At 57.6% G+C, this 17,987-nt stretch carries 15 protein-coding genes; 9 read left to right on the top strand and 6 right to left on the bottom strand.

What is annotated here, in order from left to right:
* Positions 1 to 199: 199 nt before the first annotated feature.
* The gene (hutC, locus tag QSK43_RS13335; protein ID WP_332303824.1) at positions 200 to 925 is read right to left on the bottom strand and encodes a histidine utilization repressor; all 726 of its coding nucleotides are present in this window, start codon (positions 923 to 925) and stop codon (positions 200 to 202) included.
* 48 nt (positions 926 to 973) lie between these two features.
* Positions 974 to 2,320, bottom strand: coding sequence for a formimidoylglutamate deiminase (locus QSK43_RS13340; protein ID WP_332303825.1), 1,347 nt, complete (start codon positions 2,318 to 2,320; stop codon positions 974 to 976).
* A gap of 114 nt (positions 2,321 to 2,434) precedes the next feature.
* Here QSK43_RS13340 and hutI point away from each other — a divergent pair, with 114 nt between their 5' ends.
* The 5 genes from hutI to QSK43_RS13365 are packed head-to-tail and all read left to right on the top strand — an operon-like array spanning position 2,435 to position 8,354.
* Positions 2,435 to 3,694, top strand: coding sequence for an imidazolonepropionase (gene hutI, locus QSK43_RS13345; RefSeq protein ID WP_332303826.1), 1,260 nt, complete (start codon positions 2,435 to 2,437; stop codon positions 3,692 to 3,694).
* Positions 3,691 to 5,235 carry a histidine ammonia-lyase gene (gene hutH / locus QSK43_RS13350; RefSeq protein ID WP_332303827.1) on the top strand — a complete coding sequence of 515 codons (1,545 nt, stop codon included), beginning with the start codon at positions 3,691 to 3,693 and terminating at the stop codon, positions 5,233 to 5,235. Before hutI ends, hutH begins: the two co-directional genes overlap by 4 nt.
* A gap of 1 nt (position 5,236) precedes the next feature.
* The gene (gene hutG, locus QSK43_RS13355; RefSeq protein WP_332303828.1) at positions 5,237 to 6,055 is read left to right on the top strand and encodes an N-formylglutamate deformylase; all 819 of its coding nucleotides are present in this window, start codon (positions 5,237 to 5,239) and stop codon (positions 6,053 to 6,055) included.
* A complete protein-coding gene (gene hutU, locus QSK43_RS13360; RefSeq protein ID WP_332303829.1) occupies positions 6,052 to 7,725 on the top strand; it encodes a urocanate hydratase in 1,674 nt (557 codons plus the stop codon). Before hutG ends, hutU begins: the two co-directional genes overlap by 4 nt.
* 59 nt (positions 7,726 to 7,784) lie before the next feature.
* A complete protein-coding gene (locus tag QSK43_RS13365) occupies positions 7,785 to 8,354 on the top strand; it encodes a HutD/Ves family protein (RefSeq protein WP_332303830.1) in 570 nt (189 codons plus the stop codon).
* 13 nt (positions 8,355 to 8,367) lie between these two features.
* Here the strand turns inward: QSK43_RS13365 and QSK43_RS13370 are convergent, their stop codons facing one another.
* The 4 genes from QSK43_RS13370 to QSK43_RS13385 form a co-directional block, all read right to left on the bottom strand.
* Positions 8,368 to 9,846 (bottom strand): M81 family metallopeptidase, encoded by a 1,479-nt coding sequence (locus QSK43_RS13370; RefSeq protein ID WP_332303831.1) that lies wholly within the window; start codon positions 9,844 to 9,846, stop codon positions 8,368 to 8,370.
* Positions 9,847 to 9,917: 71 nt separating this feature from the next.
* A complete protein-coding gene (locus QSK43_RS13375) occupies positions 9,918 to 11,006 on the bottom strand; it encodes a D-TA family PLP-dependent enzyme (RefSeq protein WP_332303832.1) in 1,089 nt (362 codons plus the stop codon).
* Positions 11,007 to 11,038: 32 nt separating this feature from the next.
* Positions 11,039 to 11,434 (bottom strand): RidA family protein, encoded by a 396-nt coding sequence (locus tag QSK43_RS13380; RefSeq protein WP_332303833.1) that lies wholly within the window; start codon positions 11,432 to 11,434, stop codon positions 11,039 to 11,041.
* Positions 11,435 to 11,769: 335 nt separating this feature from the next.
* Positions 11,770 to 13,155 (bottom strand): FAD/NAD(P)-binding protein, encoded by a 1,386-nt coding sequence (locus tag QSK43_RS13385; protein ID WP_045016151.1) that lies wholly within the window; start codon positions 13,153 to 13,155, stop codon positions 11,770 to 11,772.
* Between the two features lie 431 nt (positions 13,156 to 13,586).
* On the opposite strand from QSK43_RS13385, the gene repA reads away from it, so the two are divergent.
* The 4 genes from repA to QSK43_RS13405 all read left to right on the top strand — a co-directional run bounded on the left by repA (position 13,587) and on the right by QSK43_RS13405 (position 17,962).
* Positions 13,587 to 14,801: a plasmid partitioning protein RepA gene (gene repA / locus QSK43_RS13390; RefSeq protein WP_084686307.1), complete on the top strand. Its 1,215-nt coding sequence runs from the start codon at positions 13,587 to 13,589 to the stop codon at positions 14,799 to 14,801.
* Positions 14,798 to 15,808: a plasmid partitioning protein RepB gene (repB, locus tag QSK43_RS13395; protein WP_045016155.1), complete on the top strand. Its 1,011-nt coding sequence runs from the start codon at positions 14,798 to 14,800 to the stop codon at positions 15,806 to 15,808. Before repA ends, repB begins: the two co-directional genes overlap by 4 nt.
* A gap of 185 nt (positions 15,809 to 15,993) precedes the next feature.
* Positions 15,994 to 17,271, top strand: coding sequence for a plasmid replication protein RepC (repC, locus tag QSK43_RS13400; protein WP_332303834.1), 1,278 nt, complete (start codon positions 15,994 to 15,996; stop codon positions 17,269 to 17,271).
* A gap of 478 nt (positions 17,272 to 17,749) precedes the next feature.
* Positions 17,750 to 17,962, top strand: a complete 213-nt coding sequence (locus QSK43_RS13405) for a hypothetical protein (protein WP_332304084.1) — start codon at positions 17,750 to 17,752, stop codon at positions 17,960 to 17,962.
* The last annotated feature ends 25 nt before the right edge of the window (positions 17,963 to 17,987 follow it).

Raw genomic sequence — 17,987 nt, forward strand, 5'->3', positions numbered from 1 at the left:
CCGCACCAAACAAGTCAACACAACAAAATACAAATTCTAGAAAAAACTCGCAAATAATTGATTCTAAATGAGAGTTTGAAATTAGTCATACAAACTAACAGATTTTAACACTTTTCCAGCCACCTGGCAAAAACCGGAGCTTCCCCTTTTCAGGACAGGGGTTCTCTAGGGCTGTTGCAGAGGTATGTGCTTCCCGACCTCAGTCGGAAGACGGGCTGAAACGGGCGACCAGGGCGTGCGCATTGCCGGGATAAGTGAAGCGTACATAGGTGACGGCACCCGAATTGCTCCATGTGCGCCGTTCCACGACAAGGCAGGCCTGCCTTTCGGAGATGCCCAGCAAACGTGCGATCTCCTTCGAGGGCGTTTCGGCGCTGATCCGGTGTTCGGCAGTGCTCCACGGAACATGGCCGAGCAGCCAGGGTCCGGGCGCAATCTCCGTGAAATCAGCTTCTGCGGCCTTCGGCACGGCGGCCACGCTGATGAGACGCTGTTCGATACAGAATTCGCGCCTGCCCGCAAAATGGATGCAGACAATACCGAGCAGCGTTTCTCCGATAGCAACGTCGAGACTTGCGCGATCGTCTCGTTTTGCCGCACGCGATACGCGCTCCAGGACTTTAAAGCCATATTCCAGGCCGAGGGATTCGACTTCGGCCCTGATATCGTGAATTTCGAGAACCGCAGACTGGATCTGCGGCTGACGAACGAAGCTGCCGGATTTCTTGCGGCGCTCGATCAGACCAGCCGTCACGAGCTGGCCCATGACCTTGTTGACGGTCATGCGGGAGCAATCGTAATGGGCGGCGAGGTCGACCTCAAAAGGCAACCGGTGACCCGGTGGCCATTCCCCCGATACGATCCGGCCCTCGATATCGCTGAGGATATGCTGGTGCAGGGTTTGCCCGGCCGATGCTTTCGTCACGTCCGCAATGCCTTCCAACGGCTCGATCTCGTTCCTATCGAGCGCATATCAGCTATCGACAAGTTCGGCCATGACCTTGTTGAAGCGGTCCGATATTTCGCGGCGATGAACGTGCCGACCCGCTTGCACCAGCTTTTTACCACGCACCCAGACGGAATCGATGCGAACGCCACCCGCGAATATCCACTGGTCGAGAATCTGAGATATCGGCAGATAGGAAACGGCCGTGACATCAAGCGCAACAAAATCTGCGCTTTTTCCCTGTTCTATGCCATTTCGTGATGCCAGCGCCCTGCCGCCACCTTCGAGCGCCTGCCGAAACAGCTTCTCGCCCGTAGATCGCCCAGCATCGGCGATGACATTGCGCGCCCGAAGCGACAGGCGCTGCGAATATTCGAGCATCCGCAATTCTTCCGGCACAGAAATGAGGATATTGGAATCGGAACCGACACCGTAATGGCCGCCTTCCGCAATAAAATCCGGCGCGGGGAAGATGCCGTCACCGAGATTGGCCTCCGTGATCGGGCAGAGACCGGCAACCGCGCCGCTTTTTGCCATGCGGCGCGTTTCAGCGTCCGTCATATGCGTCGCATGAATGAGACACCAGCGATCATCGACGGGTGCATTCTCCAAAAGCCACTCCACCGGCCGGGCACCGGAAAAGGCAAGCGAATCTTCGATTTCCTTTACCTGCTCCGCCACATGAATGTGGATCGGCCCGCCCTTTGCAAGCGGCTCGATGGCGGCCAGTTCGCTGCCGGTTACGGCGCGCAGGCTATGCGGCGCGATACCGAGCGCAGCACCCGGCAATGCGTTCACCACGGCCTGCGCGCCCTGCATCAACCGTTCGTAGCTGTCGAGCGAATGGATGAAACGTTTCTGCCCGTCAATCGGCGCCTGGCCGCCGAACGCGGAATGCGTATAGAATACCGGCAGCAATGTCAGGCCGATACCCGTTTGCGCGGCCGCCGCACCGATACGCTCGGCCATCTCGGCGATATTGCCGTAATGCGAGCCGTCCCGGTCATTATGCAGATAATGAAATTCGCCGACCCGCCCGAAACCGGCCTCCAGCATTTCCATATATAGCTGAGCGGCGACCGCCTCGACGTGATCCGGCGTCATGGAAAGCGCGAATTTGTACATAACGGTACGCCAGCTCCAAAAGCTGTCATCGGCAGGCCCGCGAATTTCGGCAAGCCCGGCCATGGCCCGTTGAAAGGCATGGCTGTGGAGATTGGGCATGGCAGGCACGATGACGGCATGCCGCTCATCCTGCGACTGCGGGGAAACATTGCTTTCGACGGATAGAACAGCGCCGTCATTGCAAATGATGCGAACATCCTGCGCCCATCCGTCAGCCAGAAGCGCTGCGCCCGCGTGAATTGCCGTCATGCCATCCTCTCCTCTTGGTCGATCGGGCAAGGCCACTTTCAAACAAGAAATTGCGGCTTGCCAAGCTCGTTATTATGTATATACATTTGAAACACAAAAGAAAGGCGAAAAGCAATGCCAGGGAACAAATCTGCAAAGGGAATGGCGACGGAAAACGCTGCTGAATTGTGGCGCAACGCCCGGCTGGCAACCTTCAACCCCTTGATGGAAGGCATCGGCGCAATCGAAAACGCCGTCATCGCCGTACGCGATGGCCGCATCGCCTTTGCCGGCCCTGAAAGCGATCTGCCTGCCGATCTGGCAGCGGCCAACGAGGTCACCGATTGCGGTGGACGCTGGATCACCCCGGCTCTGATCGACTGCCACACGCATCTGGTCTTCGGCGGCAACCGTGCCAAGGAATTCGAGATGCGGCTCAATGGCGCGACCTATGAGGAGATCGCCAAGGCAGGCGGCGGCATCGCCTCTTCGGTGCGCGACACGCGCGCACTTTCGGAAGAGGCTTTGTTGGCACAGGCATTGCCCCGTCTCGACACGCTTCTGGCCGAGGGCGTCTCGACCGTCGAAATCAAATCCGGTTACGGTCTCGATATTGAAACCGAACTGAAAATGCTGCGTGTCGCCCGCAGGCTTGGAACGCTGCGCCCTGTTAGAATCGTCACCAGTTATCTGGCCGCGCATGCAACGCCCGCCGAATATAAGGGCCGTAAGGCCGATTATATTATGGAAGTGGTTCTGCCGGGGCTGGAAAAAGCCCATGCGGAAGGGCTGGTGAATGCGGTCGACGGTTTTTGCGAAGGCATCGCCTTTTCCGTCGAGGAAATAACCCAGGTTTTCGAGGCGGCAAAACAGCGCGGGCTTCCCGTCAAGCTGCATGCCGAACAGCTTTCCAACCTCGGTGGTACAGAGCTTGCCGCATCCTATGGTGCACTTTCTGCAGATCATCTGGAATATCTTGATGAGGTGGGCGCTGGGGCGCTGGCAAAAGCGGGAACGGTGGCCGTGCTCCTGCCCGGCGCATTTTATGCACTCCGGGAAAAACAGCTGCCACCGGTTCAGGCCCTGCGCGACGCAGGCGCCGACATGGCGCTCGCGACCGATTGCAATCCCGGCACCTCGCCGCTCACCTCACTGCTTCTGACGATGAATATGGGGGCGACGCTTTTCCGCATGACGGTGGAGGAGTGTCTGACGGCGACAACGCGCAATGCCGCAAAGGCGCTCGGCCTGCTCGCTGAAACCGGCACGCTGGAAGCCGGAAAATCCGCCGATTTCACTATTTGGGACATCGAACGTCCGGCCGAGCTGGTCTACCGCATCGGCTTCAATCCGCTCCACGCCCGCATTTTCAGGGGACAGAAAGTTTGCCCATGACCATGAAGACCATCACGCTTCACCCCGGCACTGTGACCCTTGCCGATCTTGCCGCGATCTACTGGAACAACGGCGCGGCCAAACTCGACCGTTCATTCGATGCCAGCATCGAAAAGGCAGCCGCTCGCATCGCCGAGATCGCCGCCGGCAATGCACCGGTCTATGGCATCAATACCGGTTTCGGCAAACTCGCTTCCATCAAGATCGATGCAGCCGATGTGGCAAAGCTGCAGCGCAATCTCATTCTTTCACATTGCTGCGGCGTCGGTGCGGCGCTTCCGGAAAATGTCGTGCGCCTTATCATGGCGCTGAAGCTGATTTCGCTCGGTCGCGGCGCATCCGGCGTGCGGCTGGAACTGGTGCGACTGATTGAGGAGATGCTGGAAAAAGGCGTAATCCCGGCTATTCCGGAAAAGGGTTCGGTCGGCGCATCCGGCGATCTCGCCCCGCTTGCCCATATGGCCGCCGTGATGATGGGCGAAGGCGAGGCTTTTTATGAAGGCGCGCTTCTGCCCGCCGGCGAGGTGCTCGCAAGAGCCGGGCTGACCCCGGTTGTTCTTGCCGCCAAGGAGGGCCTGGCGTTGATCAACGGCACGCAGACCTCTACGGCGCTGGCGCTCGCCGGTCTTTTCCGCGCCCACCGCGCGGCACAGGCAGCCCTGATAACAGGCGCGCTTTCCACCGACGCCGCCATGGGTTCTTCCGCACCTTTTCATCCTGATATTCACACATTGCGCGGCCACAAGGGTCAGATCGACGCGGGTGCTGCACTTCGCGGATTGCTGGAAGGTTCCGAAATCCGCGTGAGCCATATCGAAGGCGACGAACGCGTTCAGGATCCCTATTGCATCCGCTGCCAGCCGCAGGTGGACGGCGCCTGCCTCGATCTTCTGCGGCAAGTGGCCCGCACGCTTGAAATCGAGGCCAATGCGGTGACGGACAATCCGCTGGTGCTTTCCGACAATTCCGTCGTGTCCGGCGGCAACTTCCACGCCGAACCGGTAGCCTTTGCGGCGGACCAGACGGCGCTCGCCATCTGCGAGATCGGCGCGATCGCCCAGCGCCGCGTGGCGCTTCTCGTCGACCCTGCCCTTTCCTATGGCCTTCCCGCTTTTCTCTCGAAAAAGCCGGGGCTGAATTCCGGCCTGATGATTGCCGAGGTCACCTCCGCCGCGCTGATGAGCGAAAACAAGCAGATGGCGCATCCGGCCTCGGTCGATTCGACGCCGACCTCCGCCAATCAGGAAGACCACGTTTCCATGGCCTGCCACGGCGCGCGCCGGCTGCTGGCCATGACGGAAAATCTCTTCGCCATTCTCGGTATCGAGGCGCTTTCGGCGGTGCAGGGTGTGGAATTGCGCAGGCCGCTGAAAACCAGCCCCGAATTGCAAAAGGCAGTCGCCGTGCTGCGTACGATGATCCCTTCGCTGGAAGAGGACCGTTATATGGCGCCGGATCTGAAGGCGGCGGCAGAACTGATCGCCACCGGCGCTCTGGTCTCCGTAATTTCGGAAGGCATCCTGCCGAAGCTGGAGGTGTGAAATGGGCGTCTTCGACATCAAGCAAGGCTCATCGCCCGTCATTCTTGGCCTTCCCCACACCGGCACCGATGTGCCGGCGGAAATCTGGCAACGCCTGAACGACAACGGCAAGATGCTTGCCGATACCGACTGGCACATTCATGATCTCTATGCGGATCTGCTGGACGACGCGACCACGGTGCGCGCCACCGTTCATCGTTACGTGATCGACGCCAACCGCGACCCGGAGGGCGTCAGCCTTTACCCCGGACAGAACACCACGGGCCTCGTTCCGGAAACCGATTTCGATGGTAAGCCGATCTGGAATGAGGGGCAGGAACCCGACCAGGGCGATATAGCCCATCGGCTGGAAACCTTTCACGCGCCCTATCATGCAGCCCTTGCAGCGGAAATAGAGCGGGTGAAGGCCATCCACGGCATCGCCATTCTCTACGATTGCCATTCCATCCGCTCGCATATCCCGTTCCTGTTCGAAGGCAAGCTGCCCGATTTCAACATAGGCACGGATATGGGCAAGACCTGCGATCCCACCATTGAGAAAATGGTGGTCGAAGCGACCGCTGCTGCGGAAGGTTACACCAGCATTCTCAACGGCCGTTTCAAGGGTGGCTGGACAACACGCCACTACGGAAAGCCCAAAACCGACGTGCACGCCATCCAGATGGAACTGGCGCAATCCACCCATCTGACGACCGAGGCCCTGCCTTTCGCCTATGACGAAGCCAAGGCAGCCGGGCTTCGTATCCACCTGAAAGACATTCTCACGCGTATCGAAACAACCGCGCTGACATTGGCACATACAAAAAGGGGAACCAAATGACCAATCCTCGTCACAACATCCGCGACGTCCGCGCTGCGCGTGGAACCGAACTGACCGCGAAATCCTGGATGACCGAAGCGCCGCTGCGCATGCTGATGAACAATCTCGATCCTGAAGTGGCTGAGAACCCGCACGAACTGGTGGTTTATGGCGGCATCGGCCGCGCCGCCCGCACCTGGGCAGACTTCGACAAGATCGTCGCGACGCTGCGCGATCTCAACGAAGACGAAACGCTGATGGTCCAGTCCGGCAAGCCGGTCGGCGTGTTTCGCACCCACAAGGATGCGCCGCGCGTGCTGATTGCCAACTCCAACCTCGTACCGCACTGGGCGACCTGGGATCATTTCAACGAGCTGGATAAAAAGGGTCTCGCCATGTACGGCCAGATGACCGCCGGCTCGTGGATCTATATCGGCAGCCAGGGCATCGTGCAGGGCACTTACGAGACCTTCGTCGAGGCCGGCCGTCAGCATTACAATGGTGATCTCAAGGGCAAATGGGTTCTGACCGGCGGCCTTGGCGGCATGGGCGGCGCCCAGCCACTCGCCGCCGTCATGGCCGGTGCCTGCTGCCTTGCCATCGAATGCAATCCCGACTCGATCGATTTCCGCCTGCGCACCCGTTATGTCGATGCCCGCGCAGAAACCCTCGATGAGGCGATGGAGATGATCGAGCGCTGGACCGCTGCCGGTGAGGCGAAGTCCGTTGGCCTGCTCGGCAACACCGCCGAAATCCTGCCCGAAATGGTCCGTCGCGGCATCCGCCCGGACATGGTAACCGACCAGACCTCGGCGCACGACCCGATAAACGGCTACCTGCCGAAGGGCTGGACGATGGCCAAGTGGAAGGAAAAGCGCGAGAGCGACCCGAAGGCCGTCGAAAAGGCCGCGCGCGCCTCGATGCGCGAACATGTCGAGGCGATGATCGCCTTCCAGGACATGGGCATCCCGACCTTCGACTACGGCAACAACATCCGCCAGGTAGCAAAGGAAGAAGGGCTGGAAAACGCTTTCGCCTTCCCGGGCTTTGTTCCCGCTTATATCCGCCCGCTGTTCTGCCGCGGCGTCGGCCCGTTCCGGTGGGCCGCGTTGTCCGGCGATCCGGAGGATATCCGCAAGACCGACGCCAAGGTGAAGGAACTGCTTCCAGACAACAAGCATCTGCACAACTGGCTGGACATGGCCGCCGAACGCATCGCCTTCCAAGGCTTGCCGGCGCGTATCTGCTGGGTCGGCCTTGGTGATCGTCACCGCCTCGGGCTCGCCTTCAACGAAATGGTCAGGAGCGGCGAACTCAGCGCCCCGATCGTCATCGGCCGCGACCATCTCGATTCGGGCTCCGTCGCCTCGCCGAACCGCGAGACCGAAGCCATGAAGGACGGTTCGGATGCCGTGTCCGACTGGCCGCTCCTGAATGCGCTGCTCAACACGGCGTCAGGCGCGACCTGGGTTTCGCTGCATCACGGCGGCGGTGTCGGCATGGGCTTTTCCCAGCATTCCGGCATGGTCATCTGCTGCGATGGCACGGATGATGCGGCCCGCCGCATCGAGCGTGTGCTGTGGAACGACCCGGCAACCGGCGTGATGCGCCATGCCGATGCCGGTTACGAGATCGCCGTGGAATGCGCGGAAGAACAGGGTCTGCGACTGCCCGGCATTCTCGGCAACTGATCCAGCATGGCCGGGAATGCGGAAAAGGTTTCCGGCCAAAACCTTGCGGAAGTAGAGACATGACCCTGTTGCGTGCAAGCGGCTACAAACGCATGCCCTGGAAAAACGGTGGTGGCGAGACGGTGGAAATCGCCGTCTTTCCGCCTGATGCCTCCGTGGATGACTTCGATTGGCGCATCAGCATGGCCACAGTTGCCAGCAACGGCCCATTCTCCATCTTTTCCGGCATAGACCGCACCCTGTCTATTCTTGAGGGAGATGGCATGATGCTGGCAATCGCCGCAAATAACCCGCTTCTCCTGACGATCGAAAGTGCGCCCCTGCCCTTTCCGGCGGATGTGCCGGTGAACGCAACCTTATACAACGGTCCGATCGTCGATCTGAACGTCATGACGCGTCGTTCGACCTTTCGCCACAGCGTGCAAAAGCGGTCCGGCACGTTTTTCGCAGACGCAGCCGGCAACACGACGCTTGTTCTCGCGCTCGATCCGCTGACAATCTCCAGCGGCAGTGGCAAAGACCGTCTTAAGAGATCGGACAGCCTGATGATCGAAAACGGTTCGGCTTTCACGGTCGAGGCCGATCATGATGAAGGCGCGTTTTTCCTGATCTCGCTTGAGCGCATCTGAAGCCGCCGGAATCTCAATCCAGCCCCAGCGGATCGGCCACCCTTGGCCAAAGCTGCAGGCTTGCCTTGCGATAGGCGGTTTTTGCCGGATCGGTCGGATAGGATGTCGGGGCGGCGATGTAAACGATCTCGGAAGCGACCGGCGCAAAACCCGCGTGGAAGTGGTTGGTCGACTTCACCAGCAGCACATTTTTCCTGGCAAAATCGATGCCGAGATTGGAAAAGATATCCGGCTCATAAGTTTGGGTTCGGCTTGTAATAAGGATGATATCGATCTCCGTTCCGACCGGCCGGACAACGGCGGCGCGGCCGAGCGTGACGCGGCTGTTACGGAAACTTTGCCATCCCGCCTCGGCGGTGCGCATCACTTTAATACGGAAATCGAGCGGCTCGCCGCCTTCAGGGCTGGATTTGCCACCGATGCGCAAATCAATCTCCGCGCCCTCGCCCGCCGCATGACAGAAGGACACGGCAATCGGATCCCAGATCGTCGCGACGCCGATATTATCCATGCCACGCGCCACCATGCGCCGCAGAATATGGGTGGCATCACCCGCGACACCGCCGCCGGGATTGTCCCATATATCCGATACCACGACCGGCGTATCAGGATTTTCCCCGCGAATGGCGAGAGCCTTGTCGAGACCCGCTTCCGTGTCGAGCATCGGCATGGCGGTCAGTTTGCGCATGGCGTAAAGCTCATGGCCAAGTTTTTGCGCCAGAGCATTGCCCTTTGCGCTGTCACCATCCGTAACCACAACGATACGCGTGCCCATATCCGGTACATCGCCCGCCATGAAACCGTGAATGACGGAAATGGACAGAATGCCATTCCTGCCCTCCAACGCCTTCAACCGGTCGACATAGGAGCGCATCGGCTCGCGGCTGGTGGGATAAATGGTAATCATGCGGCAATCGAACGTGGAAATAATCGGCCTGATCTCTCCCCGCAGGGTGCGCAGCGCCAATTCCACGACATGCTCGCCCCGTTCTTCGAAGTCCGTATGGGGGAATTCCAGAAACGTTGCCATAATGTCGAGATTAGCGACCCTCAGCGCCGTCAGATGGCTGTGGGGATCGAATTCCGCCGCTATCAGCACATCGGGACCGACCAGCGCGCGGATATGCGACAGAAAATCGCCTTCCGGATCGTCATAACCTTGCGCCACCATGGCACCATGCAGGCCAAGAACCACGGCATCGACCGGCAGGGCGGCGCCAAGCTCGGCAAGAATGGTATCGCGCAACGTTTCATAGGTCTGGCGCTGGATAAGCCCTGCCGGCTCCGCCCAGCAGGAGGTGCCCTCGATCACCGTAAACCCTTCCGCCTTGCCACGACGGCGCAGAATTGGCACCGGCGACGAGCAAAGTGTCGGCGTTTCCGGATGTTCGCCCGGCCCGGCATAAAAAGCGGCGCGAAAAGCATCCATATCCGTCGGAACGGGTGAAAACGTATTGGTTTCGGTGGCGAGCGATGCCGTGAATATGCGCATGACTGTGATTCTCGTTGCCGGTCCCTGCCTTTTGGCAGCATCCTTTTCGCAATTTAATTAGCCGGGTAATATTACCAGACGGTGCCGCGCGCCGCGACCTCCTCAACCCGCGTCACAATACCGTTTCGATGAAAAACCATCCTGTCGAAAAGATTGCTGACGACGCAGGTGTGGTTCGGCACGACTTTGAGCACATCGCCGATTTCGGGCCGGCCTGTGGTGCAGCCGGACAAATCGACGACCGCGTGTTCTTCCGATAATGACGTGATTTTTGCGCCTTCATACCCTTCGATCAGCCCATAATCGCTGAAACCCAGAAGATCGGAGGTCAAGGCTTTGGAACCACTATCCAGCACGGCGCGGTCGGCTGTGGGTTTCGATACCACGGTGGCAAGAACATGCATCGCCAGATCGCCGGCGGTGCAATGTCCGGCACGCAGCATCGAGCGGTCATTATAGACATAGGTGCCTGCCCGGTGTTCGGTTGCGGAGGGAACGAGATGCGCGGAGAAAAAATCCGGTGAGCCGCCGCTGGAGCGAACCGGGCAGTCAATGCCCTTTTCCGCAAGCAGCGCCATGGTTTCACGAATGAAATTTTCCACCTTTTCAGCGCCGCCGGGGGCCGGATAGGTCAAAATACCCCTAAATTTAAGGCCCGGTGCCGCAACGATCTTTTCTGCAAGCTCCGATACGGCTTCGGGGGTCTGCACGCCACAGCGTTTTCCACCGGTATCACATTCAACAAGTACGGAAAGTGGTCTTTCCGCATCGAATGTGCCGGCAACGCCGGCAATTGTCACAGTGCTGTCGGCAACGACGCTCAGTTGTCCGATACGCGCATTCAGCGCCTTCAACCGCGAGAGTTTTGCTGCGCCGAGGATGTTATAGGTGATCAGAATATCGTCGAAACCAGCGTCCGCGAAAACCTCCGCCTCGCTGACCTTCTGGCAATTGATACCGATGGCGCCCGCCTCAAGCTGCTGTCTCGCGATGGCCGGTATCTTGTGCGTTTTGATATGCGGGCGGAAAGCCTTGCCATGACCGTCGAGATAGGATTGCGCCCTCAAAATATTGGCGGCAAGCCGGTCTTCATCGACCACCGGCATTGGCGTCGAAATCGCATTGAGTGGAGTACCCTCGTCAGGCCAGGGATATGTCATCACATACTCTCAAAAATCGGCAAAAACGGGAATCAAACCAGCGGCTTGTAGGCGATAACGTCCATTTCCACCTTCGCATCGACCATCAGGGGCGATTGAACGGTGGAGCGTGCCGGCGGATGATCGATGAAATATTTCTGGAAAACCGCGTTGAAGCTCGAAAAGTCCCGCGCATCGTCAAGCCAGACATTGACCTTGACCACATCGGCGAGCGTACAATCGGCAAGTGCCAGAACATCCTTGATATTGGCCACAACCTGCTCCGTCTGCGCCACGATGCCGCCGGTTACCACCTCGCCATCGACGGTCGGTACCTGTCCGGACACATAGACAAAATCACCCGCCCGAACGGCCTTGGCAAAAGGCCGACGCTGACCGCCAGCCTGAGTGTCAGCCGTTTCGAACCGCACTAGCTTCTGCTTTTCCATTGAGCCTCGCAAATAATTTTCATAATTTCCGTATTTTTCTGATTTTATAGCCGATTTAACGTCAACATTCCATAAGTGATGTAAATTATTTAGCAACTGGAACTCGCCGCGCAATCCGGCAGCTTCAAAGTCGTTGCCTAGCCTCTCCTGTAAGACGTTTTCGCAGTCTACCTCCTGCTTTGCAAATCAGGACCAATGGCATTTCGGATGGCTCCCTCATTACAGAAGAAACAAGTTTGCCGCGGCTAACTTCAAAAACCAAAGAACCCAAGAAAAAGCAGTACCCGAGGAAGTGCGTGCGGACGCAGTCGGCTTCAACTCATTTCTCCGCCAAATCAGCCGTGCGCGGCTACGCGGCTGCTCAATGCCACTCTGTCCGTAACGGTCCGTGCGATTTTCTGTGCCTGCACCCGAATATCCGGCACTGCGGTTATTTCCCAGAAGCGGCCAGCCGTCAGCGCTCCGGCGGCGAATAGGCCGGGCCAGATTTGTCCGTCTGCCCGTAACAAACGGGACTGATCATCAACTTCGACCCCAAGACCAAAAGAGTCGAGCAAAATAACACCATCGTCGCGCATGGATTCCAGAAGACGCGAATGACCAATGCCCGCTCTCTCCATGCCCGTGCAATTAACAACCCAATCAACCTGAATATCCCTAAGCGTCTGCGTATGTCTGCGGCGATAAAGCACGGTAATCCCGTCTTGCCCTTGCTCAAGGGAGCGGAGATAACCGGCGTGGATCTCCAAAGTCCCCTCAGAAAGAAGTGTTTCGAATGCCTTGTGGACTTCAGGCGCAATCCGGTGCCGGTGGATGTTCCACCAGGGCAGGGCGTGCCGAAGAAACCGTCCACGCTGCTCGGAGGTTAGGCTTTGCCAAAGCAGCTGCGTCTTTGGCCGCAGACCGTCCATCACCGTGCGCCATGGCGTTCCTTCATTCACTTGTCTGCGCAGGGACTGCAACAGGCGGCTGATCTCGGTCGAACCTTCAGGCAAGAACGGCTCAGCGGCCGGTAGCGGCGGGCTGACATGCGGATGCGGCACGAGCCCTCGGCGGGATAAGACGTGGATTGGACCGCGATGCCCTTTCCCACGCAAGGTCAAAACCTGATCGATCATCGTCAGGCCCGAACCCAGGATACAGATACGGTCCCCCGTCTTCACCCGCGACAACCATCCCGGCTGCCAGCAGTGCCCAATAACATGCTGCGCCCTGCTCTCCTCTTTCGCCAGAGTTTGCACCGGCAAACTCGCCGCACCGACACCCAGACATAAAACAACATTCTGCGCGAGCAGCATTTCGCCATTCTCCAGAACGAAAGAATATCCGCCGTCACTATCCGGCCGGCAGCCGGACGCCTTTGCGCGGATGAAGTCCACCCTCGCCCGTTGATCCCGGCTTCTCAGCAGAGCCGCTAGCCTATCCCTCAGATAAAGACCGTAATCTCCGCGCGAGGCGAACAACAAAGGATCATCCCCAAGCCCGTTTCCCGTCAGCCAATCGAGAAAGTCATTCGGTCGGTCTGGGAAGACGCTCATGCGGCCCGCCGGTACGTTAAGCCGATGATAGGGCAACTCGGTACGATAGGCAGTGCCACGTCCGAAATCAGAATCATCGCCGACGATGGCGATCGAAGCGTCTGCTGGCAGGGATGACAAAAGATGAGCGGCGGTACAGATGGCCGAAAAACCCGACCCGACGATAGCGACATCATAGGACATTCAATCCTCCAACCTTCGATAGCACGAACGATCAGGCGATGGGCGCCGGACCCATTGATACTCTAGTCAATAAGTAGAGATTAAACACCTCCGAATGTCCACCCTTCACTTTCCGCCATCGAGACCGGCCATCGCATGAGTAGAGATCGTCAAAGTTAGCCGCGGCAAACTTCGACCTCTCTCTGCAGAGCAGCCACAAAGAAAGATGGATACCGCATTATTAAGGGACCGAGAGTGAAGTTAGCCGCGGCTAACCGACAATCTGTCACAAAAACAAAATCTGATTCTTCCACAATGCCTTAGCGGGACTTTCGCATCCGAGAAAAAAGCCTATTGCGCCAAAAAGAGAATCGGCGCTTATATCTCAGTTGCGGAAAAAACCGTCTTTTTCGAAAAAAACCGCAACTGCAATTTCGAGCGAAAGAAGATCCATGACACAGAGTGCCGACTCAAGACTTGCTGCAGGGGCACCGGACCTGACGAGCCTTATACAACAGCATTCGGCTGCGTTGTCAGCCCAATTGCAGGCGCATAATGCAAATACGTTTTCACCGCATACTGAAAAGAGCATGCGTCATTTTTCGCCTGCGGAAACTGCCCGGTTGATCGGAATCGGCGAAGCCTATCTTCGCCAGATAGCAGCTGAACGTCCGGAACTGGATGCGGCACAAGTCTCCGGTCGTCGGTCCTATTCGGTAGAGGATATGGACGAGATCAGAAAATTTCTCGATCAGGGCGCGCGCGGCACACGCCGCTACCTGCCCCACCGTCGTGATGGCGAAGAATTGCAGGTCATCGCGGTCATGAATTTCAAAGGCGGTTCAGGAAAGACCACGACGTCGGCGCATCTTGCGCAATATCTGGCGCTGCGCGGTTACAGGGTTCTCGCCATCGATCTCGATCCGCAGGCAAGTCTGTCGGCGCTCTTCGGCCATCAGCCGGAAATGGATGTCGGTCCGAACGAAACCCTTTATGGCGCGATCCGCTACGATGACGAGCGCCGGCCGATCGCAGAGATCGTGCGCGGCACCTATATTCCCAACCTTCATATCGTTCCGGGCAATCTGGAGCTTATGGAGTTTGAGCACGATACGCCGCGGGCGCTGATGCGTCGCGCGCCGGGCGACACGCTGTTCTTTGCCCGCATCGGCCAGGCAATAGCTCAGGCACAGAATTTCTACGACGTCGTTGTCATCGATTGCCCGCCGCAACTCGGTTACCTGACGCTTTCGGCGCTGACGGCGGCGACATCGGTTCTCGTCACCGTTCATCCGCAAATGCTTGACGTCATGTCCATGAACCAGTTCCTTGCCATGACCGGCGATCTTCTCGCGGAAATCGGCAGGGCCGGCGCACGATCCGATTATAACTGGATGCGTTACCTGATCACCCGTTTCGAACCGAGCGACGGGCCGCAAAACCAGATGGTCGCTTTCCTGCGATCGATCTTCGGTGAAAATGTCCTCATTCATCCAATGCTGAAGAGCACGGCCGTTTCGGATGCCGGATTGACCAACCAGACGCTTTTCGAGGTGGAAAGAACCCAGTTCACCCGTTCGACCTACGATCGCGCTCTGGAAGCCATGAACAACGTAAACGCTGAAATCGAAGGACTGATTAAAAAAGCGTGGGGTAGGGCAGCATGAGTAGAAAAGAGATCTTCGCCAATCTCGGCACACCTGGTACCGACAACGAAACCGCTCCCGAGCGGTCGCGTCCGCGCGTCAGACCCATCCTCGGTTCTCCGGAACTGGTGACGGATGTCCTGAATTCGCCGGTCGGCATGATCGGCCAGTCATTGAATGAAGTATCGGAACGTTCCAAGCGCGCGGAAGAGATCGAAAAACGGCTCGCAGAGGGTCTGACGATCGTTTCGCTCAATCCTGCCGATATCGACCCCTCTTTCATACCGGACCGCATGCCGTCCTCGGAAGAGGCGGATGCAGGCCTGGTCGAAGCCATTCGCGAGCAGGGCCAGCAGGTTCCCATTCTGGTGCGCCCGCATCCCGATTTCCCCGGTCGTTATCAGGTCGCCTTCGGCCATCGCCGTCTGCGCGCCGTTTCCATCCTGGGTATTCCGGTCAAGGCTGTCGTTCGCGATCTCAGCGATGAACAGCTGGTTGTCGCCCAGGGACAGGAAAACAACGAGCGTCGCGACCTCACCTATATCGAAAAGGCGCGCTTCGCCCAGAAACTACAGATACGGTTTCCCCGTGACACGATCATGGCAGCGATGTCGCTGCACAAGGGCGATCTTTCCAACATGCTGTCGGTTGTCGGGCGTATTCCGGAGGATCTCGTCGATCTTATCGGTCCTGCGCCCACCGTCGGCCGCCGTAACTGGATGGATCTTGCAGATCAGCTTTCCTCGTCGCAGGTCAAGGAAGCAGCGCGCGCCTATGTCAGGGAGCCTTCCGTTGCCGCTCTTCTGTCCGAAGACCGTTTCAAGTCGCTTCTGGATTTTCTGAAGCCCAAGGCACAGGCCAAGAAAGCCGGTGTCTGGTCTTCTGAAACGGGCAGCAGACTGGCGAAAGTGGTCGAGAGCGACCGTAAGCTGGATATATCGATCGACAAGAACGAGGCACCGGAATTTGCCGATTTCGTTCTCGAACATCTTCAGGCGCTGTTTGCCGAATACCGGTCCAAGCAGTGATTTTCAATATCAACGACTAACAGGAGACGCATCACAAAAGAAAAAAGCCCCCGAACGTTGCCGTACGGAAGCCTTTCTTTGATCTAAGCAACCAAAGAATCTCATTTCCGCGAATCATAGTCAAGAGTCTTGGCATCGAATTTTTCGGTGAGCGATTTTCTTTTGCCTTGTGAAAGGTGAAAGACATGGACAGCACATGTGTAACGACGCCCTTTGGGCGGCGAGCGATGTCATTTGGCGTTCTCGCAACGCAGTTTGCCGCGCAGAAGAACAAGAAGACCGAAGCGGTCGATAAATGGAAACTCTATCGTTCCGTCTGTGAAGCCAGGCCATTGCTCGGCGTGACCGACCGTTCGCTCGCGGTTTTGAACGCGCTTTTGAGCTTTTATCCGAAGAGCGAACTCTCCAGCGAAGCCGGTTTGGTGGTCTTCCCGTCGAACACGCAATTGTCGCTGCGTGCGCATGGCATGGCCGAACAGACATTGCGCCGGCATCTCTCGGCTCTTGTCGAGGCCGGTCTCATTATCCGCAAGGATAGCCCTAACGGAAAACGCTATGCCCGCAAACACCGGGGAGGGGAGATCAGCGAAGCTTACGGTTTCTCGCTGGCGCCACTCCTTGCCCGCAAATCGGAAATCGAGGAACTGGCCGAACGCATCGTTCGCGAGCGGCTCGACCTTCAGCGTCTTCGCGAAAACATCAGCCTTTGCCGCCGCGATATCCAGAAATTTTGCGAAATGATCGCCGCCAGCGGTGAGGTTGAGACATCAGAAGGATTCCAGACCCGCTACAATACGATTGCCCGGTCTCTTGGCCGCAATTCAAAACCTACCGAACTGAAGGAAATCGCCGGTTTTCTGGTCTCTCTGCGCGCGGAAGTGACCAACTATCTGGGAAATATTGAAAAATCGGAGAAAATGGGCGGCAATGACTGCCAAAATGAGCGCCTCATAAAGAATTCAGAATCCGAATCCATATCTAAACCGCTAGATTTGCGTGAACCGGCAATCGTTGCACCTGCCGACACAACAGCCACACAGCCAGCATATGCTGCACCCATCAGTGCAAGACCTTCACCACAACAGCCAAAGCCTGTTCTTCATAAGCAATTTTTTGTTCCTGATATTGTTTTGGTTTTGAAGGCTTGCCCGGATATCTCGCTCTATGCCCCAGGAGGAGCGATAACCGGCTGGCGCGATCTCGAAGTGGCGACATCCGTGATCAAAACCATGTTCAACATCAGCCAGTCGGCATATCAGGACGCGCTGACTACCTTCGGCCGCCAGGGAACCGCAGCCATCCTTGCCTGCCTGTTGCAAAAGGCGGACCAGATCAGTTCGCTTGGCGGATATCTGCGCAATCTGACCCGCAAGGCCCATGAGGGCGGTTTCGATCTTCAGGCCCTGCTTCTAGCGCAGCTACGGGGGCGAACGGTCGCTATGGAGAAAGGCATGACAGGATGAGTTCGTTGAGGCTAGGGAAGACGGCGACGGCTTGCGAAACTCCCCGTCTGAAGCTACATTGAAGCTGCTTCCACGATACCCGAAGATTCGTTGTAAGGCTGCTTACGTTTCCACACAGGTTGCAGCCAGTGGGCCTCCTATGGTTAATGCAAAGTAGAGAAAGCTAAGTGACGATTGGCTTTCGTTTGCGTTTTTCCCTGATTGGTTTCAATCGCTTGAGTCCGGGGCGTTTTTAGCGGAAAAGCAAGGTTGATGGCAGGAAAGTGTGATTTTTACCGACCCCAAGTCTGGTGAACAGGATTTGGAGGAAGCAGAAACGGCATTACTGCACCAGCCGGAAACATCTCGCATTCATCGAGAAACGATCATTGTAATTGGCAAACGCTACGCCTGCGTACGGGTATCGCAACGCGCGAGAATTGAACTTTCATTGAAGTTTCGCGTTTCCGCTTCATTGCCACAACGGATCGCGAAGCCAATGATTTTTTCGGATAACATGGAACTGGCCGTCGCTCTCTACATGGCTGAAAATGCCTTGCCCCGTCACGCGGCGATTAAAAAGCTTTTGCAGGTTGGGCTTCAGGACACAGGCTACTTGACCGGTGGCGCGGGCCGACCAGCGGAAATCGTCGACGGGCAGCCAAGTGCAGACTATGTACAATACGGCACTTATCTGGACGGAGACAACTGAAACGCCCGGAAACCGGGAACTGCGG

Source organism: Rhizobium sp. GR12 (assembly GCF_036596185.1).
Taxonomy (GTDB): Bacteria; Pseudomonadota; Alphaproteobacteria; order Rhizobiales; family Rhizobiaceae; genus Agrobacterium; species Agrobacterium nepotum.